Source organism: Catenulispora sp. MAP12-49 (genome assembly GCF_041262705.1).
Lineage (GTDB): Bacteria > Actinomycetota > Actinomycetes > Streptomycetales > Catenulisporaceae > Catenulispora.
Map to the genome: position 1 here is coordinate 68,662 of NZ_JBGCCP010000027.1, position 23,300 is coordinate 91,961.

Below are 23,300 nucleotides of genomic sequence, written 5' to 3' on the forward strand. Positions count from 1 at the left end.
GTGGCGCTCAGTGCCCGCCGGTCCCGGTACTCCACAACGTCGCGCCGCTTGCACTGAAGATGACGGTGTTGCCGTCGTTCTGCACGCTCAGGTACGCGCCGCTGTTCCCGGCCGTGTTGCTGGCCCACAGCGGCTTGCCGCTGCCGTCGTAGACCACGAAGTTGCCGTCGCCCTGCATGATGGCGTTGGCACTGGCCTGCCCCACGGTGTTCGAGGCCCACAGCGGCGTGCTGCCCTGGTAGAGCACGAGGTTGCCGTCGCCCTGCAGGATCAGCTTGAACCGGCCGTCGCAGGAGAGGGCCGACTGGTTCACGGTGATCTGCTGGTTCGCGGCCATCTGGCCGCAGCCGGTCCCACCGCCGCCCCCGCCACCGCCGTTGAGCACCGGCGCGGTGGGACGCGTGGCGGTGAGCGCGATCTGGCCCTTGAGCATCCGGCCGCCGTCGTTGGTCAGCCGCAGGTAGTAGTCCGCGCTGCACGCCGTGCCGTCCTCGTCCAGGGACAGCAGCCCGGAGTTGGTCGGGACGGCGGCCTGCGTCGGGGCGGTGTTGAGGATCTGGTTGCCCTCGCCGTACTCGTCGAACATGGAGATGTAGATCCCCTGGGCGCCGACGCGCACCATGTTGTAGAACTGCGCCCACATGAAGTCGCCGTGCGCGCGCTGGCGGGCCGACAGGTCGCCGGGCAGGACGCAGGGCTGGTAGTCGATGCCGTGGGAGTTGCAGTAGGACTGGTCGCCGACGTTGACGTTCGTATAGAAGTTGTTCGAGTCCGCCGCCGAGCCGATGCGTCCGACCATCCACGGCGAGATCATGTTGAACGCGGAGTAGACGTTGAGGTAGCCGGACCGCGAGTCGTTGACGCCGGTGCGCCAGTAGGTCGGGATGCCGCCCATCACGTAGCAGCCCTGGCTCTGGAACCACTGCACGACCGACAGGCAGTCGGCGGCCGACCAGGGGTGGTTCGCGTCGTTGAAGCCGAAGCCCCAGATGCCGACGACCGGCTTGCCGTTCTGGTGCGCGTACGCCGGCGAGGACGCGTACTGCGACATCACGTTCGTCCAGTCGGCGGGCATCTCGGTCTTCATGTTCGTCCAGCCGGAGGCGTCGTACATGATGTAGAACTTCCGGCCGTACTGCTGCGCGGCGGTGTTCACCTTCGCGGTGACGGCGTTGCGGGTCGGGCCTTCGCTGCCGTTCGGGTCGAAGCGCTGGAGCGCGGCGGTGTCGCAGCCGTTCTGCTGCATCAGCGAGAACTGGGCGTTGACGGTGGACTGGTCGTAGGACGAGAACAGCGTCGGCGCGGAACCGTTGCCCAGATTGGCGTATCCGGTCTTGTATCCCGCGCTGTAGATGCTCATGTCGGGCCAGGCCTTGATGTTCTCGTTGCTCGGCGACGGAGCCTGCGACTCGTTCTGGCTCCAGTGCCACCACGCGTCGATCGGCGCCCCGTCCCCGATACAGGCGAACCAGCCCTGGTAGCCGACGGTGATCTTGCCGACCACGTCCCCGGCCGCCGAGGCGGCCGGGGACGCCTGGGCCGGGGACGTGGCGAACGCCGAGGACAGTTCGGAGCCGCCGGCGGCGGCCAGCGCCGTGCCGGCCAGGGCTGAGGACAGCAGGGTGCGTCGGGAGAGCGTCATCTTGGCCTCACTCGAATCAGGGGGTTGAGTGTGGGGTACCCGGAGGCCAAAATACAGCGGGATTGTGCGGGAATCGGTCAAGGATTCATAAAGACAGGGCCCGGATATGCTATTCCCGGTACAGGGTCCCGGCTAATTAAGTTCCGGAAGTCGTGTTCTGTCAACAAAGACGTTTGACGGCTTCGAAATCCGTTCAGCGCCCGACGTACTCGAAGACCCCGCCCTGCGGGCGCCGAAGGATCGCGCGGCGGCCGTTCGGCGTGCGAAACGGGAAGCGGTACTTCCGGTCATCGTCTCGTAGAATGGAACAGCCGCTTCCAGGTCTTCCACGTGGAGCCGGACCACTGCCGCGCCGATCGTCATAAGCCATCCTATTCCGCGGCGCCGAACCAGAGCCCGAGCGCGTCCTCCAGCGGCTGCTCGGACTCCGCGGTCCAGGCGGTGAATCCGTCCGGACGGACCAGGACCGCGCGCGATGGCGCGTCGGCGCACGTTCCGACCGTCACCTCCACGCGATCGCCCCACTGGGACGCGGTCTTGATCCACTGCGCAGTGTCCTGCGATTCCTCCGCCTCTGCCTCCGTCTCCCCCTCCGTCTCTGCCTCCGTCTCCAAGATGAGCAGCTGCCCCCGGCCGGAGCGTTGCAGCACGGCCAGCCGCGCCGTGTCGCTGCCACCGGTGCTCATCACGAGGTCCGGGCAGAACCGGCCGATCGCGTCGAGGTCGGACCCGAGGTCGTACCGCAGGTCGTTGCCGCTGATCAGATCGGTGAGCCAGCGGTTGGCGTCGTCCTGCTCGAGCAGCCGGGTGAAGATGCCGCGCAGGGCGTCGGTGTGGGGGCCGGGGTACATGAGCGCGACCTGCGCGCGCGTGTTGTCCAGTACCTGCGCGGCGACCGGGTGGCGCTCGGCGGTGTACGTGTCGAGCAGGCTGTGCGGGGCGCGGCCGAGCGCCACCAGGGCCAGCTTCCAGCCCAGGTTCACCGCGTCGCCCAGGCCCAGGTTCAGGCCCTGGCCGCCGAAGGGGGAGTGGACGTGCGCGGCGTCGCCGGCCAGCAGGACGCGGCCGTCCCGGTAGGTGTCGGCCTGGCGGGCGTTGTCGGTGAAGCGGGTCACGGTGCTGATCGAGCGGATGCCGACCTCGGTGCCGCTGATGTGCCGCAGCGCGCTTTGCAGCTCCTCCAGGGTGACCGGGGCGTCGCGGTCGGCGGGCGGGCCGTCGAAGCCGACGATGAGGATCCGGCCCGGCGTCGGGCCGTTCACCACCATGCCGTTCGGGCGGCGGGTCCAGCCCAGGGGCAGGAAGTCGGGGTCGTCGAGGTCGACGACGGCCTGGTAGCCGGTGATGACGCCGTCGGTGCCGGGGAAGGCGAACGCGCCGCCCTTGCGCACCGCCGAGCGGCCGCCGTCGGCGCCGATCAGCCAGTCGGCGCGCAGGTCGTAGGACTCGCCGTCGGGGTCGTCCGTATCGGTGACGGTCACGGTCACACCGTCAGGGTCCTGACTCCATTGGCGCACCGCCTGTCCGCGCCGCACCTCGACGCCCAGTTCCAGCGCGCGCTCGTTCAGCACCGCCTCCAGGGCCTGCTGCCGCACCGGCAGCATCGGGTCGTCGCCGTAGTCGCTCTCGCGCAGCACGAACAGGCCGGAGAAGTGGCCGCGTATGCCGTGCTGCTGCATCAGCGACACCATGTTGCGCATCCAGTCGCCACCGGCCGCGCGCACGCGGTCGGCCAGCCCGCGCCGGTCCAGCGCGGCCACGCCCCGGGCCTGGATGCCGCCGGCCTTGATGGTGGGGTCGATGTCCTCCCGGCGTTCCAGCACCACGGTCTCGATGCCGTACAGCCGCAGCTCGCACGCGGCCATCAGGCCCACCGGTCCGCCCCCGACGATGACGATGCGCATCATCCGCCTCCTTAACAGCGTTAAACTTAACAGTGTTAAGGGTGCCCTGAACGCTGTTAAGCTGTCAACACCGCAGGTCGCGGCGAGGAGGAAACGGAGCCCGGGTGAAGCTGGAACGCGAAGCCATCGTCGAGGCCGCGATCGCGCTGCTGGACGAGGTCGGGCTCGACGGGCTGTCCATGCGCCGGCTGGCCAAGGACCTCGACGTCCAGGCCCCGGCGCTCTACTGGCACTTCAAGAACAAGCAGGAACTGCTGGACCACATGCTCGTCGCGATGGGCACCGAGGAACTGCGCGTCCCCCGCGCCGGCCAGGCCTGGGACGACTGGCTCATCGAGCGCACCCGGCTGCTCTACCACGGCCTGAACAAGCACCGCGACGGCGCCCGCCTGGCGGCCCGCACCCGCCCGACCGAGGACCTCTACCCGAGGCTGGAGGCCATGCTCGAGGTCCTGTCCGCCGCCGGCTTCACCCCGCAGGAAGGCCTGCGCGGCCTACTGGCGATCAGCGCCTACGTGACCGGATCAGCGCTGGAACGCGAAGGCTCGCGCGGCCGCGCGGCAGATGCCGAACGCGCCGAGCTCGCGCCGGAGAACGGGATGCCGGACCTGTCGCAGTACCCGAATCTGACCGCGGCGGCCGAGGTGGCCCCGGATCCCGACGCCATCTTCGAGTACGGCTTGCGGGCGATCGTGGCCGGCCTGCGCGCGGAGTTGGAACAGCGGCAGCGGTAGCTCGGTGGTGGCTGGCGAGTCAGCGGCCACGCCTCGTGGCGGCGGCCTGGACTCCGAATCGGCAAGTCACACTGGGTGGGTGAAATCGTTCGATGAACTCTTCGGCAATGAGCAGCAGTATGCGATCAACCCGCAGGCTTGGCTGCTGACGCCGGCCGAGCGCGCGGTCGTCGACGAACACGTTAGCGGCTTCCGGGCTGTCGTCGAATTCGCCATGCTCGACCTCATCGCAGCCGGAGTTCCTCTGGATCCGGAGTGGGACGGCGATCGGGTCGCTGTCGGTGAACTGCTCCTGCTTTCGCGAGCCGGCCACTCGATCCCCTGGGACGATCCGGCGCCTGAGCTGGCCGCGAAGCTCCAGGTCCCCGGGGTCTCCGCGATCCACCGCGACGGCCGTGGCGGCGTGGCTCGTGACGGCCGCGGCGAACGCGCGGCGATCAACGCTGACCGGATCCGCACCCGCGTCCGCGCCCAGGCCGGCGGACGGAATCTGTCGATGCCCTATGCCGGCGGCGCGCAGCGCCGGACCCCGGTCGATAAGCAGATCCGGCAGGACGTACTTCGCGAAGTCCTTGAGCGCTTCCCACAGGCCACTGTGGCGATGATCCGGCGGGACTTCGACAACTCTGAGCGCACCGCCGGCGGCACCTTCCGCCAGCTGCGGACCACCAGGCTCGGCCGACAGCCGTCGAAGCCGTCGCGTGACACTCTCCACAAGGACTTCCTGGCGATCCGGACTGCCCCACCGAACGCCGAGCACGAATCCTGAGGATTCCTCCGAACCAACGCGCACGCGAATTCCTTCGGAATCGGGCCGCGCCACTCTCCTTCCAACAGCGAAACACTGTTCCAGGAAGGACACCGCGATGCCTACTATCGACAACACTCCCGACCCGAACCAGGCGCCGGGGGGCGGCAACACCCCGCTCGTCGCCGTGATCGTCTCGAACGTGATCAACGCCCACGGCTGGGGCCTCATCGTGGCGAACCTCGCCGCGCTGGCGTTCGTGCTCGGTTACGACCTGCTCGTGCAGTTTCGGGTGTCCCGCGGGTAGGTCGGCGAAGTCGCCACAACAGCGCCAGCGGTAGCGCGGAGAGCCAGCTCAGCCGGCGAGCCGATCCCCGTCATCAGTACGCCGATAGACCACGCGCCGCCCGACCCGCGTCCCCTCGATCAGTCCCATGTCGCGCAGTACCGCGATGTGGCCGCCGGCGGTGCCCAACGAGACCGCGAGCAGCGTCGCGAGCTCGGTTGTGGTCGCCGGTCGGGCCAGCTCCAGCAGGATGCGGGCGCGTACCGCGCCGATCAGCCGCTCCAGTGCGCGGACCCGGTCCGGCGCCGGGCCGCCGGCTCGTTCAGCGGCCCCGCGTGCTGGGTAGACCAGCGCGTAGGTGTCGGGTGGTACCTCGCAGAGCCAGGTGCCGCGGGTGAGCGTCACCGGTACGAACAGCATGCCCTCGGCGCCGACGATCCGGTCCGCCTGTGGCCGGTTGCTGAACCGGATCGCGTCCTCGCCCACCCAGGAGCTGCGGCGGCTCATCGAGCCCAAAGCGTTGGACCATCCGTAGACCGCCACCAGCCCCGCGCGATAGGTCACCTCGCGCTCCAGCAGGGCCCTGCGACGCGGCCAGTCCGGCAGGATGTGGTCCTGCCAGACCGCCCCCATCAGTGCCGCGCCGCGGTCGGCCCAGTTCGTCCCCTCCAGCCAGTCCAGGCCGGTGGGCGTTTCGGAATGCCGGTCGCTCTCTGTGAGCTGCGTGCGGACCTCGGTGTCGGAGAACCGGCGTGCGAGATCGAGTTCCTGCGCCATCTTCGTCCGCAGGCCGCCGGGCGGCGGCTGGGCGACGATGTCGGGCAGCCATCCCGTGGTGGTGAGCAGCCCGACCAGCCCGGCGGTGAACCGGTCCGCCGCCACCCGCGCCCGGAACGGCCCCGAGTGCCGCGCGTGCCAGGACGCGAGCCACGGGTCGCGGCAGGGGTTGGCCAGCACGCGCAACGCCCCCAGCGTCTCGGCCATCGGCGAGAGCGCGAAACGCGATCGGGACAAGGCGCGCGGGGACAAGCGCAGGAGAGTCATCTTTCGCCTCCATCCGAAGGGTTAGCCTCCCACGGCCCGGGCGCGGTCCACTGCCGGCCATGCCGCCCACGCCACCCATGCCGCAACTGCCGCCCATGCCCGAGAACCGCGTCAAGCTGCTCCTGGTCCGCCCCGACTTCCGCTGGTTCTTCACCGGCCAGACCGTGTCCCTGCTCGGCACCTCGATGGCGCCGGTGGCGCTGGCCTTCGCCGTGCTCAACGCCTCCCACGACAAGGCCACCGACCTCGGCGTGGTGCTCACCGCGCACATGATCCCGATGCTGGTGTTCCTGCTCGTCGGCGGCGCCACGGCCGATCGGTTCGCCCGGCGCACCGTGCTGGTCTGGGCGAACCTCGGCTCGGGCCTGACTCAGGGCGCGGTCGCGGTGTTGCTGCTCACCGGGCACTTCTCGCTCGTGCCGGTGGCCCTGCTCGAACTGCTCAACGGCGTTCTGGCCGGCTTCACCACGCCGGCGCTGCGCGGGTTCCTGCCCGAGCTCGTCGAGCCGCACCAGATCCAGCAGGCCAACGCGCTGCTGAGCTCGATGCGCAACGCCGCGAAGATCTTCGGGCCGAGTCTGTCCGGGGTCCTGGTCGTGGCGATCGGCGGCGGCTCGGCCATCGCCTTCGACGCGGCGACGTACCTGTTCGCGGCGGTCTGCCTGCGGCTGTTGTCCTCGACCAGCCATCCGAAGAAGACCGAGAGGACGGGCATCGTCGCCGACATCCGCGAGGGCTGGGGCCAGTTCGTCGGGTTCCGCTGGATCTGGACGGTCTCGGCGACGTTCTGCCTGATGAACCTGGTGCAGACCGGGACCTGGCAGATCCTCGGCCCGGACCTGACCAAGAAGACCAGCGGCGTGGCGGCCTGGGGCTTCGTCCTCAGCGCCCGCGGCGTCGGGCTGCTGGTGATGAGCACGCTGCTCACCCGGCTGACGATCCGGCGCTTCCTGGCCTTCGGGCAGCTCGCGAGCTCGCTGTGCTCACTGCCCTTGCTGGTCCTCGGCGCGGGACTGCACGCGCCCTTCCTGATCGCTGCCGCCTTCGTCGCGGGACTGGGCTCAGCGGTCGCGAGCGTCAGCTGGGACACCTCGCTGCAGGAACACGTGCCGGCGCACGCGTTGTCGCGCGTGTGCTCGTTCGACGACCTGCTCTCCTACGGGGCGATCCCGATCGGGCAGCTCAGTGTCGGGCCGCTCGCCGCGGCGTTCGGCGGCTTCCGGGTCGCTGAGATCGCGGGCCTCATCTATCTCGGCGCGGCCTTCTTCCCGCTGGCGTTCAAGACGGTGCGGTGCCTGCCGCACGCGGTGCGAGCCTCCGTAGACGAGGTGCCTCAAATGGCATCCCAGGGGGCTGATTCGTAGACGTTGTAGAGCGCTGACATGAGGTCGTCGTCGACCCGCAGCGGGATGTCGTCGATCGCCGACACCGGTGCGATGCCTTGGGAATTCGCGACGAACGCGGCCCGATAAGCCGGCACTTCATCGAGCGTCACCCGACCGGCTTTCGAGGTTAGACCAGCCGCGGGGCCGTGGCGTCGCAGCAGCTGCTTCGTGATGCCCTCCAACGCCGGGCCGTCCGGCCAAGTGATCGCCGAGCCGTCGAAGAAGCCGATGTTGGCGATGCTGGTCTCGCTGACGGCGCCGTCGTCGGCGGTCAGCAGCGCGTCGTCGAAGCCCGCGGTCCGGGCGGCGCGTCCGTGGTAGCTCTGGCCGAAACTGCCGCCGACCTGCTTGATGTTGGCCAGCGGCCGCAGGTGGCGCACGCTGCGCAGCCGTTGCGGGGCGCGCGGCATGTCGACCGGCGGCCGCAGCAGGACGACGATCGACGGCGCGCCGCCCGGGTCCAACTGGAGCACCTGGATGCGGACGGCGCTGTCGGCGTACTCCTCGGTGAGGGAGCCGCGCAGATGGCGCCGTACGAGATCGGTGTCCAGGCCGGTCCCGAACACCTCCGCGGTCGCCGAACTCAGCCGCGCCAGATGCAGGTCGAGGCCGCGGGCCCTGCGGCCTCGAACCTGCATCGCCGTGAAATGGCCGTACTGGTTGAGCAGCGCGGTCGCCAGGAGGTCCGGGTCCGGGGTCCGGCCGTCGATCTCGATGCGGGGCATCTGCTCAGGGTAGCCAGCGCGGCGCGGACGTTCCGCGACCGGTCCGGCCGGGGCCCTACGCGCCGGCGATCGCGGCGATCAGCGCCTCGTTGGTGTAGGCCTTGCCGCCCAGGCCCCAGGCGCCGTCCGGGGCGTTCAGGATGTTGACCCAGATGTCCTCGCGCCGGTGGTCGGGCCGGGCCAGGCCGGCGACGATGTCGGTGGCCGCGGCGATGAACGCGGCGCGCGCCGGCTGCTCGGCCAGGCCGATGTTCGGCAGCTTGAGCTCGACCATGACGACCGGCCAGCTGACCCCGCCGGCGTAGACGTTCTCCGGGTCCAGGATGTGCACGGTGCCGCCGACGACGGCCGTGAAGAAGGCGTTGCCGGCCAGCCCGGAGACCTCGATGAGGGCCTCGGTCAGGCGCGGCAGGATCTCGCGCTCGCCGGCCGGCGTCAGGACGCCGCGCGGTGCGGTCACGGTGATGGGCATGGCTGTTCCCCTCTCGAACTAGCTAGTACGTGCGTACTAGCTCCTGGTCGCCAGTCTCGTCTAGGATGTGCGTACTAGTCAAGTGAGAAGGCACAGTGAAGGCGCAACGAGAAGGCGCAACGAGAAGGCGAAAGCAGAAAGGCGGACCATGGCCCCCGACACCCGCGACCGCATGATCGACGCGACCGTCGACGCCCTGAGCCGGCACGGCGTGGCCGGCATGTCGTTCACCGAGGTATTGCAGGCCAGCGGCGCCGCGCGCGGAGCGATCTACCACCACTTCCCGCAGGGCAAGGGCCAGTTGGTCGCCGAGGCCACGGCCCGCTTCGGCGAGCGCGTGCGCGGCACGCTCGGGGACTTGGACGGCGCCGATCCGGGCTCGGTGCTCGAAGCCTTCGTGACGGCGGTGCGGCCCGTGGTGCAGGCGTCCATCGGCGGCTACAGCTGCGCGGTCGCGGCGGCCAGCGTCGGCTCCACGGATGACGGGGAACTGTGCCGCACCGCCGGGGTCGCCTTCACCGCGTGGTTGCAGGAGCTTGCCGGCAGGCTCGCTGATGCGGGACTGTCCCGGAAGAAGGCGGCAGACACCGCGGCGCTGCTGATCAGCATGCTGGAGGGCGCGCAGGTGGTCTGCCGCGCTGTCGGCGACATCGAGCCCTTCGACGCCGCGGCGCGGGCGGCTCGGGCTCTGGTGGATTCCTGAGCCGCCCGGCCTCCCCCCCCCGGGGCCCGGATCAGCGCGCGAGCAGCTCCAGCGTGTCGACCACCCGGTTGGAGAACCCGTACTCGTTGTCGTACCAGGCGACCACCTTCACGTGCCGCCCCTCGACGCGGGTCAGCGCCGAGTCGAAGATCGACGACGCAGGGTTGCCGACGATGTCGGAGGAGACCAGCGGGTCCTCGGAGTACTCCAGGATGCCGGCGAGCCGGCCCCCGGCGGCCTCGCGGTAGGCGGTCAGCACGTCCTCGCGGGTCACGTCGCGCTCGACCGTGGTGTTCAGCTCCACGATCGAGCCGACCGGGACCGGCACCCGGATCGAGTCGCCGGACAGTTTGCCCGCCAGTCGCGGCAGCACCAGGCCGATGGCCTTGGCCGCGCCGGTGGTCGTCGGCACGATGTTGACCGCGGCGGCGCGGGCCCGGCGCGGGTCGCGGTGCGGACCGTCCTGGAGGTTCTGCTCCTGCGTGTAGGCGTGCACGGTGGTCATGAAGCCGTGCTCGATGCCGGCCAGGTCGTCCAGGACGGCGGCCAGCGGCGCCAGCGCGTTGGTGGTGCAGGACGCGTTGGAGACGACGGTGTGCGCGGCCGGGTCGTAGGCCTCTGTGTTGACGCCGTAGGCCAGGGTCACGTCGGCGCCGTCGGACGGCGCGCTGACCAGGACCTTCCGCGCGCCGGCGTCCAGGTGGGCGCTCGCGGCCTTGGCGGCGGTGAAGCGGCCGGTGGCCTCCAGCACGATGTCCACGCCGAGGTCGGCCCACGGCAGCTGCGCCGGCTCGCGCTCGGCGAGCACGGTGATCCGCTGCTCGTCGACGACCAGGACGTTGCCGTCGACCCGCACCGGGCGGCCCAGGCGCCCGGCGGTGGTGTCGAAGGCCAGGAGCCGGGCCAGCGCGGTGGGGTCGGTGAGGTCGTTGACCGCGACGACCTCCAGGTCGCTGCCCCGCTCCAGCAGGGCGCGGAGCACGTTGCGGCCGATGCGGCCGAAGCCGTTGACGGCGATGCGAGTCATGGGTGATGTCCTTTCGGTTTCTCAGTCATCACGAGTCTGGCTTCCGCCCGAACGCGGTGGCAGTGGCGTGGTCGCCATTGTTCGCAAGGATCGCGCCAGGGTGACCTGGCTATCTCGCAGCGACCTGGCCACTCGCAGCGCCCCGGCTACTCGCCCCGGGTGAACGTCCGCCGGTACTCGCTCGGCGTCGTGCCGAGGACGCGCTGGAAGTGCGAGCGCAGATTCGTGCCGGTGCCGAGCCCGACGTCGTTCGCGATCTGCTCGATGCTGCGCTGCGAGCGCTCCAGCAGCTCGCGCGCCAGGTCGACGCGGGCACGCGTGACCCACTGCATCGGCGTGTAGCCGGTGTCCTCGATGAAGCGCCGCGAGAACGTGCGCGGGGAGACCGCCGCGTGCTCGGCGAGGCTTTCCAGGCTGAGCGGGTCGCCGAGCCGATGCAGGGCCCACTCGCGGGTGGCGGCGAAGCGCTCGCCGAGCGGTTCGGGCACGCTGCGCGGCACGTACTGCGCCTGGCCGCCGCTGCGGTAGGGCGCCGCGACCAGCCGCCGCGCCGCGTGGTTCGCCGCGGACACCCCGAGGTCGCCGCGCAGGATGTGCAGGCACAGGTCGATGCCCGAGGCGGCGCCGGCCGAGGTCAGGACGCTGCCTTCGTCGACGAACAGGACGTTCTCGTCGACGCGGATCGCCGGATGCCGCTGGGCCAGGATGCGCGTGTAGTGCCAGTGCGTCGTCGCGCGCTTGCCGTCCAGCAGGCCGGTGGCCGCCAGGGCGAAGGCCCCGGTGGAGATCGCGGCCAGCCGCACGCCCCGGCGGTGCGCGGCGAGCAGCGCCTCGACCACGGCCGGCGGCGGCTCGTCCCGGTCGGGATTGCGGTAGCCGGGGATGAAGGCGATGTCGGCCCACGCCAGCGCCTCCAGACCGTGCGCCACGTGGTAGGCCAGACCGTCGCCGCCGGTCACCAGGCCCGGCGCCGCGCCGCAGACCCGGACCTCGTACGGCATGCTGGCGCGGGTCGTGAACACCTGCGCCGGGATGCCGACGTCCAGCGGCTTGGCGCCTTCCAGGACCAGGACCGCGATGCGGCGCAGGCGCGCAGGCGGCGCGGTCCCGTCCGCGTCGGGAACCTCTCGGTCGGCCATGACCGCCAGGCTATCGCCGCCGCGCCGAGCCCTGCGGTGTATGGTGCGGGAGCTGAGACCAGTGGGGGAGCTGTGGCTGAGAAGCGTCAACCGGCGGGTGGCCTGGGACGGTTTCGTCTGAAGCGGCTCTTGGCGACCGCGTACTACATGGACAAGGGGCTGCTCGGCGTCCCGGCCGACAGGCCGGAGACCGCCCCGCTGGCAGACCTGGTCGCCGGGATCGCCCGCGCGATCCGCGTCGACGCGCCGGCGCAGCTTCTGGTGAGCCCCTACGCCGAGGTCGCCATTTCCGGGGACACACCAGAGGATCTGACGCTGTATGTAGGTGCGCCGTTCGTACTGGGACTGTCGATCGTCGAGCTCAAAACGGTGCTGGCCCACTGCATGGCGTCGCTGGGGCAGCCGCATCCGGCGCTCGCCGACGCACTCGTCCGCAGCACAGATCGGATCCAGGGCAGCCTGGACTTTTTCGGCCCGCAAACAGCGATGGGCCGTCGCTATCGGCGGTTTCTCGACGGCAGCGCCGAGGCCCGCTCGGACCTCGCACGCTATGCCGATCGGGCGGCCGCGGCGATGGCGGGATCCCAGGAGCGGGCTCAAGCCGCGCTCATCCATGCCCGGGCGCTCACCGAGCACTTCGTGGATTACGCCCCGCGCTACCTGGTTGTCGGTTCTGAGCCGCTCCAAGACCTTTACTCTAACTGGCTGCGCGTCGCGGCCCAGCCGGTCCCCGACTGGGCCGTCAACTCCAAGCCGGCGGTGAACCCGCTGATCCCGGCGGAGTGCGTCCCGCTCATCGCGGCCCTGCCCGAGGACGACAACGACACACTGGTGGCAGCCATCGATGTGGACCCGGACGACGCCATCGGCTTCGACTACGAGGTGGGCTGTCAGGACGTCATCGAGGGGGCCGGGCACCTGCTGGAGCGCGAGGCGACTCCGGTCGACGTGGTCGGTCTGGTCGCGGATGGACGCGGCGCGGAGCTCATCGCGGAATGGGACCGGGCCACCGCCGCGAGACTCGCCGCGCTGCCGGGCGCGTACCTGATCGAATCGTTCCTCGCCCGGCACGGGACGGCGCTGACCGTCGGCGAAATGTTCGCGACCTTCATCCCCGGCCTCGCCTGCCGCTACGGATACGACTACGACCCGGTGCTGTGCCCGGGTGTGCTCACGGCGGAGGGCCGGCCCGGCATCGAGATCTACCCGGCCATCGGCGGCGCGGTCGGCGGGGACACCGCCGCGGTGGCCGAGCTGATGATGCGGCTTGCCGACGGCGGCTCGGGTTCGCTGAGCGACTCAGGCTTCTGACAGCATGCCCGAGGCCACGGGCCGCAACCCGTCACGGATGACCGCGAACATCTGATCCCGCCGCTCGGCCGGCCAGCCCGCGTCCTGGGCGGTCCGGGCCACGCAGCACACGATCATCGCCACGTCCGAGTAGTCCGCGTCCGCCCGCACCTCGCCGGAGGCGATGGCGCGCTCGGTCAGAGCCTGTCCGGCCTCCCGCAGCTCCATCAGCCGGCCGTGCAGCCTGGTGGTCTCGTCGCTCTTCAGGGCGTGCATCAGCGACCTGAAGATCCCCGGCGTCGAGGCGTTGTGCACCATGAACGTGTGCAGCCACGTCATCAGGGCCTGGCCGGGAGGTTCGGCCGTGGCCAGTTCGCGGGCGATCGCCGTGAGCTTCTCGTACTCCTCGGAGAACACCGCGTCGGCCAGCTGGTCCCGGGTCGGGAAGTGGCGGTACAGGGTGCCGATGCCCACTCCGGCGCGGCGGGCGACGTCCTCCAGCGAGAAGTCCGTGCCGTGCTCGGCGAAGGCCACCCGGGCGGCGGTCAGCAGCCGCTCGTAGTTCCGCCGCGCGTCGGCGCGCATCGGCCGCGGCTCCGCCGCCTTGGGGGTGCTCATGGGGTCTCCTCAGGATGCTGATGTGCCCGACCGGGGGAGGCCGAAGTCCCTGCCGCTCGTCGGGGACCATTCTGGCGCAGCCGGTGCGGTGTCTCCACTTGGTATGTGCTCGGCCGAAAAACCCGGCGCCGGCTCTCAACTTCCACGCCGCTCCGAGGCTCTACCCAGTGAGCGTGCCGGGGGAGCCGGTGCGCGGGGCGAGGAAAAGGAGAGCGAGGTGCCGCCGAATGGCGCTCACCGAGCATGAGGAGCAGGCGTTCTGGGAGTTCGTGGCGAGCCGCCGGCAGGCTCTGGTGCGCACCGCGTACCTGCTGGCCGGGGATCACGGGCACGCCGAGGACTTCGTTCAGGACGCGCTGATCCGCGCCCACCGCAACTGGCGGCGCATCGAGCGTGCCGACCAGCCCGAGGTGTATGTGCGGCGGATCATCGTCAACCTGGCGAACTCCTGGTGGCGCCGTGCGGTGCGGCACCGGACGCACGTCGCCTGGGAGCCGCCGGACCGGCCGGACGAGCACGACGGCCACGCCGCGGTGGATCGCGAGGACGAACTGTGGCGCGCCCTGGCGACGCTGCCCGCGGGCATGCGCGCCGTGGTCGTCCTGCGTTACTACGAGGACCTCTCGGAGGCCGAGACCGCGGCGCTGCTGGGCAAGTCGCTCGGGACGGTGAAGAGCCAGGCCTCGCGCGGACTGGTGCGGATGCGCGAGGCGCTGTCCGAGTCCCGGGCCGACGTCTCGATTCGATAGAGGAGGAGTCAGCCATGATCGACGAGGAACCCGGAGGCTTCGGCGGGTTCGAGGAAGAGGTCTCCAGCATGCTTCACAACCGCGCCGCGCGGCACCCGGACCACACCGATCCGGTCGGGATCACCAAGCGGCACCTGAAGGCGGCCAGGCAGAGGCGGCGGACCGTGCTCGGCGCGAGCACCGCGCTCGCGGTGACCGGCGGCGCGGTGTTCGGGCTCTACGGCGTGCACTCGCCCTCCCAGAGCGCCGGCGTCGGCGTCGTCAAACCCGCCAAGAACACCGCCTCCGGTCCCGACAACACGGCCGCGGCCGACTACACCGCCGGGGGCGACTGCGCGGTGAGCGAGAAGGTGCCGGTGGACGTCCCGCGCGGTGCGACCAATCAGCAGATCGCGGACGCGTTGGTCATCGCCGGAGTCGTGCAGAACGCGCAGGCGTATCTCGACGCGGTGAAGCAGGATCAGAGCCGGACCGACATCCCGCCGGGCACCTACGTGATCTGTCCGCGGATGTCCGGCTCCAACGCGGTGGTGGAGCTTTCGAAGCGGTCGAACCTGTCGGACGCCTCGGTGGTCATCGTCCAGCCCCACGAGTGGGCCAAGGACGTCATCGCCAGCCTGATCGACAAGCGCAAGTGGAAGCAGGCCGACTTCGACACGGCCATCGCGCAGAACACGATCGGGCTGCCGGCGTGGTCGGTCGACTCGACCACCCACAAGTTCACGGTCGAGGGGATGCTGGAGCCGGGCACGTACACGATCACCTCCGCCGACACGCCGCAGAGCATGCTGCGGCAGATGGTCGCGAATCGGATGGACTTCCTCAAGAGCATCAACTTCGTGACCCAGGCGGGTTTCCTGGACTGCGGCCCCGCCAAGTGCACGCCGGAGCAGGTCCTGACCGTCGCCTCGATCGCCGAGAGCGAGAACCAGGGCGGCCCCGACCTGTATAACGGCGACCACATGGCCGAGGGCATGTACTCGCGTCTGAAGTCCAACGACTACCTGACTGTGGACTCCACCGCGCTGTACTACATCGGCCATCTCCCGGCCGGCCGGCTCCCGACCGCGGCCCAGGTCCAGGACCCGAGCAACCCGTACTCGACCTACGCGCCGCACCACGGTCTGCCCCCGACGCCGGTGTCCATCCCTTCGGACGCCATGATCCAGGCGGCCCTGGCACCGTCGCACGACGGCGTCTACTACTGGTGCACCACCAAGGGCGGCATCCAGTTCTTCAAGAAGAGCCAGCCGGCGGAGCGTGACAAGGTCTGCTCCGGGCAGTAGGAATCAGGAGTCTGAGTCGTCGAGCCCGGACCTTCCCGTCCGGGCTCGACCGGTGCGGCGGTGCTGTTCCCGCTGCTGGCGAGCCCAGCGTGATCAATTGATCACTTTGGGTGATTGACGGCGTGGCGCGGTGTCCCTACGTTTGCGCTTATGTCCATTCCCACTGAGCCGATCGGCAGCATCCCGCGCTCCGCCGAACTGCTGGCCGCCATGTCAGCCCACGAAGACGGCCGCCTGGACGGGCAGGGCCTGGCCGACGCCGTCGACCAGGCCGTCGCCGTCACCATCAAGACCATGGAGGCCGCCGGGTCGCCGGTGGTCACCGACGGCGAGCAGGGAAAGCCGAGCTTCGCCACCTACCCGATCGCAGGGCTCGAAGGCCTGAGCCCGGACGGCGTCGTCATCCCGTTCGCCGACGGCCACCAGCGGCAGCTGCCGCATCTGACCTCCGGACCGTTCCGCTACCAGCAGCACGCCGCCAGCTACCTGAAGCAGGCGCTGAAGCACGCCGGCGTCCCGGTCAAGCAGGCCGTGATCGCCCCCTCGGCGTTGAGCCTGCTCTACCCGGCCGACGGGATCGACGGCTACCCGCGCGAGCAGTTCCTCGCCGACCTCGCCGACCAGGCCGAGGCCGACATCCGCGGCTGCCTGGACGCCGGCGCGCACAGCGTGCAGCTCGACTTCACCGAGGGGCGGCTCTCGCTCAAGCTCGACCCCAGCGGGGGAGTGCTGGAGGACTTCATCGCGCTGAACAACCTCGTGCTCGACCGGTTCACCGACGCCGAACGGGCCCGGATCGGCGTCCACACCTGCCCCGGCGGCGACCAGGACTCCACCCACAGCCTCGACGTCGACTACGCCGGGCTGCTGCCCCAGCTGTTCCGCCTGCACGCCGGCTCGTTCTACGTCCAGCTGGCCAGCGAGGCCGATCCCGACCGGGTGCTCGCCACGGTCGCCGAGCACCTGCCGGAGCGGGCCCGGGTGTTCGTGGGCGTCATCGACCCGATCGATCCCCGGGTGGAGACGCCGGAGGAAGTCAGGGACCGGATCCTCACCGCCGCGCGCCACCTCCCGGCCGACCGCCTGGGCACCTGCGACGACTGCGGGTTCTCGCCGTTCGCCGACGACACCTCCACGTCCCGCCAGACCGCCTTCGCCAAGATCCGCGCCAGGGTCGAGGGCACCGCCCTGGCCGCCGAGCAGCTGGGGGTGTGACGGTGCCGCACATAGACCTGGGCAACGACGAGCCGGGCATCCGCTCGCTGTTCTTCTACCGGCCGGAGACCGCCGTACCGCTGAGCGAGCTGGCCGAGATCCTGTTGCGCGGCCCCAACTCGCTGGAGCGCTGGGAGCGCGAGCTGATCGCCACGCACGTCTCCACACTCAACGAGTGCAAGTTCTGCTCCACCAGCCACGCCGCCTTCACCGCGGCCCAGCTCCCCGAGGGCCTGGACCTGCCGACCATCCGCGCCGACCTCGCCGCGGCCCCGATCAGCGACAAACTCAAAGCCCTGCTGGACATCGCGGCCGCGGTCCAGCGAGGAGGCCGCGAGGTCACCCCCGAGCTGGTGGAGCGCTCCCGCGCCGCCGGAGCCGGCGACGAGGAGATCCACGACACCGTGCTGATCGCCGCCGCGTTCTGCATGTACAACCGCTACGTCGACGGCCTGGCCACCGTGGCCCCGGACGACCCGGCGGGGTACGCGGCCGGGGCGAAGGTGATCGCGGCGCAGGGATACCTGCCCACGATCGACGCCGCTCGGGCGCACCGGGAGCAGGTCTCGGCGGGCTGAACTACGGACGCGGCGGTGCGTCGGACTGGTTTTTCGGCGCGCCGGCGCGCTGGTGGCTGTTCTTCGTGCGGGTGCGGGTGCGGCTGGTGTGGGACCACCCCTCACTCAGGAAGCTGACGGACCTCCAGTGCCGTGCGCAGTGCGCGCGCCTCCTCGGTGGAGAGCTGCTCCAGGAAGTGGACGAACGAGACGGTCTGGTTGTCGCTGGTGGCCAGGGCGTCGCACATCAGGCGGGCGGTGTAGGACTCGCGGGAGCTGATTGCCTCGTAGGCGTAGGCGCGGCCGGTGCGTTGGCGGCGGAGCCAGCCTTTGCGGCGGAGTTTCTCCATGACGGTCAGGACGGTGGTGTAGGCGAGTTCCCGGTCCGTGTTCAGGTCGGAGAGGACGTCGCGGACCAGGACCGGGCGGTTGTACCGCCATACGCGGTCCATCACTTGCGCTTCCAATTCGCCGAACTGCCGCAGAGCCACGACAGGCAGCGTAAACGAGTCGCGCGGGATTGTCGTGGGTCTTGTGACTTCAATATCTACTAGGTGCAGTAGTAGCTTGACTGTATGGCTTTGCTGGACGAGGCAGGTGCCGTGGGAGCGCTCTACTGTTGCGTTCCCAGGCGGGGCGACGACGATCAGACTCCCGTCGACGTGCAGGAACGGCAGGGACGCAAGCATGCGGCGGCGATCGGGATCACGGTGCCGGCGCACCTGGTGTTCGCCGATCAGCGTCGCGCGGTGTGGAATCCGGGCAGTGCCCGGCCGGCGTGGAGCAGGCTGCTTACGGCCGTGCGTAGTGGTCGCGTGCCGGCGTTGGTGGTGATCAAACCGGCGATGCTGGTGCGCCATCGCGCGGCCGATGCGGTCGAACTCCTGATCGCCGCTCAGGAGCACGGCGTGGACCTGTATTCGATGGGCGACGCCCTGGACCTCGCCGATCCCGCCGGCCGCGAGGCGGCGCTGACCCAGGCGCGTCAGCACGCGGGCAAGGCCGCCTCGCTGTCGAAGACGGTGCAGAAGCTCCGGCGTCAGAACGCCGACGACGGCCGGCCCCACGGCGGCGGCCGCCGCGCCTACGGCTACGGCCCGGGCATGCACCCGCTGATCGAGGACGAGGCCCGCACGGTCCGCGAGATCTACGCCCGCTACCTGGCCGGCGACAGCCTGCGCGCGATCGCCGGCGACCTGAACGCCCGCGGCATCCCGACCGTCACCGGCGTGACGTGGACCACCGGCGGGATCACGCGCATCCTGGTCGCGCCGCGTTACGCGGGCCTGCGCGTCTTCCAGGGCGGTGTGGAGTCGATCGACGGCCTGCGCCAGGCGGTATGGGAACCCTGCGTCGGCATCGAGGACTGGCAGCGCGCCCAGGCCGAACGCGCGGCCCGCACGGCGGCCACCGACAACCGGCCGCGCGCGGACTACCTGCTGACCGGCCTGGTTGTCTGCGAACGCTGCCGCGACCACATGGTGGGCTCGATCGTGGGCGACTACCGGATGTACGCCTGCCCCTCGAAGAACAAGCCCCTGCCCAACCGCTGCAACCGCTACATAGCCGCCAAGTCGCTGGAGCAGCACGTCCAGCAGGCCGCGATCGACCTCCTGCAGAACACCGGCGCGCCCCCCACCGCCGCCGACCTCCCGGTCACCGTCCGCCGCGGCCCCGTCGGCGCCCCCGGGCGGGCGAACCAGTTCCGCACCGGCCACGGCCGCGTCGAGACGCAGAGCGCGAACGTCCTGGACGGCGTCGTCACAGGCCCCGAGGCGGACGAGGCGTGGTCGCGGCTGCCGGAGGCCCGGCGGCGGGCGGTGCTGCGGTTCTTGTTCGCCTCGATCGAGATCGGGGAGAAGACGACGAGCCGGAGTGTGTTCGACACGAGTCGGATCAGGATCCTGCCGGGGGTTTCCTTGGAGGAGCGGTTGGTGGGTGGGTAGCCCCGCAAACGCCACGGGTGGCGAACCGTTTCCGGTCCGCCACCCGCACCTCAGTCGTGCACTAGCTCATTACCGGATCAGTTGACGTTCAGCGCCGTGTCATCCACGACGAACGACGTCTGCAGCGAGACGTCCTCGCTGCCGGTGAACTTCAGCGTGACGGTCTGGCCGATGTAGCTGGCCAGGCTGAAGGAGCGCTGGGTGTAGCCGTTGGCGTGGTTGAGGTTGGAGTAGGTCGCCAGCGTGCCGACCACGGTGCCGGAGGAGTTGAGCACCTGCACCTTGAGGGTGTCGTACGCGGTGCTGGTGGTCGTCTCGGCGGTGTCGATGTGCAGCCAGAAGGAGAAGTTCGCCGTCTTGCAGGTGGCGGGGATGCTCACCTTCTGCGCCAGGGTGTCGGTGTGGGTGGTGCCGTAGCCGTCGAGCCAGGCGTTCCAGCTGCCGGAGTGGGCCGGCTCGTCGACCGTGTCGTTGTTGATGACGCCGGCGGTCGCGGTCCACGGGGAGGCGCTACCGGTCTCGAAGCCGGGGTTGCCGAGCAGCTGCGTCGCGGTGCAGCCGCCGCCGCCGGAGGGGTTGACGGTCCAGGAGAAGGTCGTCGAGCCCGAGGCGGTGCCCGAGGTGGCCGTCACGGTCACGCTGGACGTGCCGGCGGTGGTCGGGGTGCCGGTGATGGCGCCGCTGGAGCTGATCGACAGGCCGGCCGGCAGGCCGGAGGCCGAGTAGCTCAGCGACTTGCCCGCCGAGTCGGTGGCCGAGATCTGCAGGGTGCTGATCGCGGTGCCGGCCGTCGAGGTCTGGCTGCCGGGGTTGGTCACCGAGACGGTCTCGGTGCCGCCCTGCGGGTTGACGGTCCAGGTGAAGGAGGTCGAGCCGGAGGCGGTGCCCGAGGACGCCGTGACGGTCACCGTCGAGCTGCCGGTGCCGGTCGGGGTGCCGGTGATGGCGCCGGAGCTGCTGATCGACAGACCGGCCGGCAGGCCGGTGGCCGAGTAGGTCAGCGCCTTGCCCGCCGAGTCGGTCGCGGAGATCTGCAGGGTCGAGATCGCCGTGTTCTGCGTCGAGGTCTGGGTGCCGGGGTTGGTCACCGAGACGGTCTCGGTCCCGCCGCCGCCGGTCTGCAGGCCGGTGATGCCGTTCGGGGTGCCGATGCCGGTGGGGCCGTCGAAGCCGGTGCCCGCGGTGCACAGGTAGGACGGGCTGCAGGACGAGGCGTCCTTGCCGGAGGTGACGTCGTAGAAGTTGCTCGTGTGCTGGTACACGTCCTGCGCCGGGGTGGCGCCGGCGTTGCCGGCCAGGGCGTACATCGCGGCGACCATCGGGGAGGACGCCGACGTGCCGCCGACCTCGTTCCAGCCGGTGTTGCCGTTGGACGTGTCGTAGACGGCGACACCGGTGGCCGGGTCGGCGTCGGCGGCGACGTCGTTGTCGATGCGCTTGGAGCAGCCCGAGGGCAGGCCCAGCGCGGTCTGCCAGGACGGTTCGGCCTCGTAGGCCGAGCAGCCCGAGCCGGTGCCTTCAGAACCGGTGGTGGTGTTCCAGACCGACTCGGTCCAGCCGCGGCTGTTGGAGGCGGTGGCCAGGTTCGTGCCGCCGACGGAGACCACGTTGGGGGAGGTCGCCGGGTAGCTGACGCCGTAGTCCGAGTCACCGGCCGAGACGGTGGTCACGATGCCGGAAGCGTGGGTGAAGTACTGCGAGTCCATGGAGGTCTCGGTCGAGTCCTCGCTGCCGCCCCAGGAGTTGGAGATGTAGCCGGCCAGGCTCGCCGCCGTGTTCTGCGCGGTGTAGAGGCCGTCGCTCTGGTCGTCCTGCGCCTCGACCAGGACGATCTTGCACAGCGGGCAGATGGCCGAGGCCATGTCCAGGTCCAGCGACTCCTCCAGCGTCCAGTCGTCGCCGGCCGGCGGGGCCGAGGGCAGCGGGGAGGTCTGGCCGTTCTGGTTCACCTTGGAGAAGGTGCCCGCGGGCAGGCCCGCCGCCGAGCGGTACGCGGCCAGGTCGGACGCGGCGTTGGCGTCGTCGTAGGCGTCGACCAGGGCGATGGTGCGGCCGGACCCGTTCGAGGCCGAGGCCGAGGTCAGGTTGTAGGCCGACTGCAGCTGCGAGGGCCCGTAGCCGACCCCGGACGGGATCGCGTCGGGAGTGACGGCCGTGGGGTGCACGGCGTTCCGCTTCAGGGCGAAGCAGGACTGGTGGCCGACCACGATGACGGCGGCACAGGCGTGCGACGAGTTCTGGTTCGCGGCCGTGAGGGCCGGCTGCGAAGCGTTCGCCGAACCCGCGGCCTCGGCGGCGATCAGCGCGGTGGTCGCCGACGCGACCGAGGACACCGAGGACGAGGACTGCGCGGTGGAGGCGGTGGCCCCCGACGCGGAGCCGATCGCGAGCGCGCTGCCCATGGCGACGGCTGTCGCCAGGCCCGCGAACGCGCGCAGACGTGAGCTGATTCTCACTGGGGTGGTTCCCCTCTCGAAGCGTGGGGAGGTGGCATGAACCTGTGCGGCCACCTTGCGGTAGGGGTGTTGACAGCCCGGGGGGATCTGCAGAAGGCGCCATACGGGGGCGCCCGATCCGGCCGTGCCGTGGTGCTGCTAGGCCGTGCTCTGGTGACGGAAACTACGGTGCGTAGTGCTGACCGAACGGTCGGTCCCTGAGGCCTCGACTAGGCAAATTAGCGCTGCGGAGTTGGGAGGTCAACGGCGATCGGGACATACCCTCGAAGTCTTTATCAGGCCTTCACGTTGGCCGGTGTATGTGCAGCGGGTCCGTATATCAGAACACTTACAAATAGTGCTATACCGTGGACCCCGCTCGTTTGAGGGTCCTCAGGACCGGTGCGCTTTGGATCTCCCGCACCCCCGATAGTGGACCGACGCGCTCGGTGAGGAAGCGGTAGAAGGCTCCGCCGCTCGGCGTCACCACCGACGCCAGCACGTCCGTGGGGCCCGTGGTCGCCCCGGCGAACGCCACTTCGGGGAACCCGGCCAGCGCCGCCCCGACGGCGGACAGGCGAGCCGGTTCCACGGCCAGCCACAGCAGGGTGCTGAATCCGTAGCCCAGGGCCCGGTCGTCGACGTCGAGGTCGAAGTACAGCCTCCCGTCGGCCAGCAGGGCCGCCAGCCGCCTGCGGACGCTCGACTCGTCGAGCCCGGTCGCGGCGGCGAGGTCGGTGAACGGCGTGCGGCCGTCGCGCGCCAGCTCCGCGGCGAGGATGCGATCGGCGGGGTCGGGAGAGTCGGGGGACTCGGCGGGATCGGGAAACGCGGAACGGGAGTCGGCCGAGCGGTCATCGGTGCGTGGGGCAGCGCGCGGGGCGGCTTGTGGGGCAGCGCCGGCGAGCGCCGCGACCTGTTCGGCGTCCAGCGCCGTGGCCACCGGCTGCCAGCCGTCCTGGTTGCCGGTGAAGGTGTGCACGACGCAGTACGCGCTGATCGCGGTGATCGGCTTGGTGGCCGGAAGCCGTTCGAGCAGCAGGGCGTCCCGGTCGTCGTCGGGGGTCAGGATGCTGCACAGCACCTCGGTGCCGCCGGAGGCGATGCGCACCCAGGAGGTGTCGTCACGCTTGGCCAGGGCCTTGGCGATCGCGGCAGAGGATCCCGGGGCGCACTGCAGCCGGATCACCCACGTGGTCAGGCCGAGCCGGTCCGCCGACAGGGCGCCGACGACCCTGACCGTCCCGGCCTGTCGCAGGGCCCGGTAACGCCGCGCGACCGTCTGGTCCGAGACGCCGAGCACGGCCGCGATGCGGCTGAACGGCGCCCGGCCGTCGATGCGGAGCGCGTGCGCGATCTGGCGGTCGAGGAGATCCACGGGGTCGAGCATATGTC

At 70.5% G+C, this 23,300-nt stretch carries 22 protein-coding genes; 11 read left to right on the forward strand and 11 right to left on the reverse strand.

Going from position 1 to position 23,300, the window contains the following annotated elements; genetic code table 11:
• Window positions 1-7 precede the first annotated feature (7 nt).
• Window positions 8-1,642, reverse strand: a complete 1,635-nt coding sequence (locus ABIA35_RS35920; RefSeq protein ID WP_370360907.1) for a lectin — start codon at window positions 1,640-1,642, stop codon at window positions 8-10.
• A 371-nt stretch (window positions 1,643-2,013) separates the two neighbouring features.
• A complete protein-coding gene (locus ABIA35_RS35925; RefSeq protein ID WP_370360908.1) occupies window positions 2,014-3,549 on the reverse strand; it encodes an FAD-dependent monooxygenase in 1,536 nt (511 codons plus the stop codon).
• Between the two features lie 101 nt (window positions 3,550-3,650).
• Between ABIA35_RS35925 and ABIA35_RS35930 the strand changes: the two genes are divergently transcribed.
• From ABIA35_RS35930 to ABIA35_RS35940, 3 genes are all read left to right on the forward strand, one after another.
• Window positions 3,651-4,280 carry a TetR/AcrR family transcriptional regulator C-terminal domain-containing protein gene (locus ABIA35_RS35930; protein WP_370360909.1) on the forward strand — a complete coding sequence of 210 codons (630 nt, stop codon included), beginning with the start codon at window positions 3,651-3,653 and terminating at the stop codon, window positions 4,278-4,280.
• Between the two features lie 4 nt (window positions 4,281-4,284).
• The gene (locus ABIA35_RS35935) at window positions 4,285-5,049 is read left to right on the forward strand and encodes a hypothetical protein (RefSeq protein WP_370360910.1); all 765 of its coding nucleotides are present in this window, start codon (window positions 4,285-4,287) and stop codon (window positions 5,047-5,049) included.
• A 97-nt stretch (window positions 5,050-5,146) separates the two neighbouring features.
• On the forward strand, window positions 5,147-5,335 hold the full coding sequence (locus ABIA35_RS35940; protein ID WP_370360911.1) for a hypothetical protein: 189 nt from the start codon (window positions 5,147-5,149) through the stop codon (window positions 5,333-5,335).
• A gap of 48 nt (window positions 5,336-5,383) precedes the next feature.
• Here the strand turns inward: ABIA35_RS35940 and ABIA35_RS35945 are convergent, their stop codons facing one another.
• Complete coding sequence (locus ABIA35_RS35945) at window positions 5,384-6,358, reverse strand: helix-turn-helix domain-containing protein (RefSeq protein ID WP_370360912.1); 975 nt, start codon at window positions 6,356-6,358, stop codon at window positions 5,384-5,386.
• Between the two features lie 95 nt (window positions 6,359-6,453).
• Between ABIA35_RS35945 and ABIA35_RS35950 the strand changes: the two genes are divergently transcribed.
• Window positions 6,454-7,722 (forward strand): MFS transporter, encoded by a 1,269-nt coding sequence (locus tag ABIA35_RS35950; RefSeq protein ID WP_370360913.1) that lies wholly within the window; start codon window positions 6,454-6,456, stop codon window positions 7,720-7,722.
• Here ABIA35_RS35950 and ABIA35_RS35955 read toward each other — a convergent pair.
• On the reverse strand, window positions 7,692-8,468 hold the full coding sequence (locus ABIA35_RS35955) for an aminotransferase class IV (protein ID WP_370360914.1): 777 nt from the start codon (window positions 8,466-8,468) through the stop codon (window positions 7,692-7,694). The two genes, ABIA35_RS35950 and ABIA35_RS35955, sit on opposite strands and share 31 nt — an antisense overlap.
• A 55-nt stretch (window positions 8,469-8,523) precedes the next feature.
• Entirely contained in the window at window positions 8,524-8,940 is a 417-nt protein-coding gene (locus ABIA35_RS35960; protein ID WP_370346205.1) for a hypothetical protein, read from the reverse strand.
• A gap of 148 nt (window positions 8,941-9,088) precedes the next feature.
• Between ABIA35_RS35960 and ABIA35_RS35965 the strand changes: the two genes are divergently transcribed.
• Window positions 9,089-9,643: a TetR/AcrR family transcriptional regulator gene (locus ABIA35_RS35965; protein ID WP_370346207.1), complete on the forward strand. Its 555-nt coding sequence runs from the start codon at window positions 9,089-9,091 to the stop codon at window positions 9,641-9,643.
• A 31-nt stretch (window positions 9,644-9,674) separates the two neighbouring features.
• On the opposite strand, the gene gap is transcribed toward ABIA35_RS35965, so the two are convergent.
• Together gap and ABIA35_RS35975 are read right to left on the reverse strand one after the other, a co-directional pair.
• A complete protein-coding gene (gap, locus tag ABIA35_RS35970; protein ID WP_370346209.1) occupies window positions 9,675-10,670 on the reverse strand; it encodes a type I glyceraldehyde-3-phosphate dehydrogenase in 996 nt (331 codons plus the stop codon).
• Window positions 10,671-10,816: 146 nt separating this feature from the next.
• Window positions 10,817-11,809 (reverse strand): GlxA family transcriptional regulator, encoded by a 993-nt coding sequence (locus ABIA35_RS35975; RefSeq protein WP_370346211.1) that lies wholly within the window; start codon window positions 11,807-11,809, stop codon window positions 10,817-10,819.
• Window positions 11,810-11,938: 129 nt separating this feature from the next.
• Between ABIA35_RS35975 and ABIA35_RS35980 the strand changes: the two genes are divergently transcribed.
• Complete coding sequence (locus ABIA35_RS35980) at window positions 11,939-13,120, forward strand: hypothetical protein (RefSeq protein WP_370360915.1); 1,182 nt, start codon at window positions 11,939-11,941, stop codon at window positions 13,118-13,120.
• Here ABIA35_RS35980 and ABIA35_RS35985 read toward each other — a convergent pair.
• Window positions 13,109-13,717: a TetR/AcrR family transcriptional regulator gene (locus tag ABIA35_RS35985; protein WP_370346215.1), complete on the reverse strand. Its 609-nt coding sequence runs from the start codon at window positions 13,715-13,717 to the stop codon at window positions 13,109-13,111. The genes ABIA35_RS35980 and ABIA35_RS35985 overlap by 12 nt on opposite strands.
• 227 nt (window positions 13,718-13,944) lie before the next feature.
• Here ABIA35_RS35985 and ABIA35_RS35990 point away from each other — a divergent pair, with 227 nt between their 5' ends.
• The 4 genes from ABIA35_RS35990 to ABIA35_RS36005 all read left to right on the forward strand — a co-directional run bounded on the left by ABIA35_RS35990 (window position 13,945) and on the right by ABIA35_RS36005 (window position 17,545).
• On the forward strand, window positions 13,945-14,466 hold the full coding sequence (locus ABIA35_RS35990; protein WP_370346217.1) for a SigE family RNA polymerase sigma factor: 522 nt from the start codon (window positions 13,945-13,947) through the stop codon (window positions 14,464-14,466).
• 14 nt (window positions 14,467-14,480) lie between these two features.
• A complete protein-coding gene (gene mltG, locus ABIA35_RS35995) occupies window positions 14,481-15,752 on the forward strand; it encodes an endolytic transglycosylase MltG (protein ID WP_370360916.1) in 1,272 nt (423 codons plus the stop codon).
• A gap of 150 nt (window positions 15,753-15,902) precedes the next feature.
• On the forward strand, window positions 15,903-16,967 hold the full coding sequence (locus ABIA35_RS36000) for a cobalamin-independent methionine synthase II family protein (protein WP_370360917.1): 1,065 nt from the start codon (window positions 15,903-15,905) through the stop codon (window positions 16,965-16,967).
• Between the two features lie 2 nt (window positions 16,968-16,969).
• Window positions 16,970-17,545 (forward strand): carboxymuconolactone decarboxylase family protein, encoded by a 576-nt coding sequence (locus ABIA35_RS36005; RefSeq protein ID WP_370346223.1) that lies wholly within the window; start codon window positions 16,970-16,972, stop codon window positions 17,543-17,545.
• 101 nt (window positions 17,546-17,646) lie between these two features.
• On the opposite strand, the gene ABIA35_RS36010 is transcribed toward ABIA35_RS36005, so the two are convergent.
• Window positions 17,647-18,015: a BlaI/MecI/CopY family transcriptional regulator gene (locus ABIA35_RS36010; RefSeq protein ID WP_370346225.1), complete on the reverse strand. Its 369-nt coding sequence runs from the start codon at window positions 18,013-18,015 to the stop codon at window positions 17,647-17,649.
• A gap of 84 nt (window positions 18,016-18,099) precedes the next feature.
• On the opposite strand from ABIA35_RS36010, the gene ABIA35_RS36015 reads away from it, so the two are divergent.
• Complete coding sequence (locus ABIA35_RS36015) at window positions 18,100-19,470, forward strand: recombinase family protein (RefSeq protein WP_370360918.1); 1,371 nt, start codon at window positions 18,100-18,102, stop codon at window positions 19,468-19,470.
• A gap of 77 nt (window positions 19,471-19,547) precedes the next feature.
• Here the strand turns inward: ABIA35_RS36015 and ABIA35_RS36020 are convergent, their stop codons facing one another.
• Window positions 19,548-21,926 (reverse strand): putative Ig domain-containing protein, encoded by a 2,379-nt coding sequence (locus tag ABIA35_RS36020; RefSeq protein WP_370360919.1) that lies wholly within the window; start codon window positions 21,924-21,926, stop codon window positions 19,548-19,550.
• A 340-nt stretch (window positions 21,927-22,266) separates the two neighbouring features.
• Entirely contained in the window at window positions 22,267-23,283 is a 1,017-nt protein-coding gene (locus ABIA35_RS36025) for an Lrp/AsnC family transcriptional regulator (RefSeq protein WP_370360920.1), read from the reverse strand.
• Window positions 23,284-23,300 lie beyond the last annotated feature (17 nt).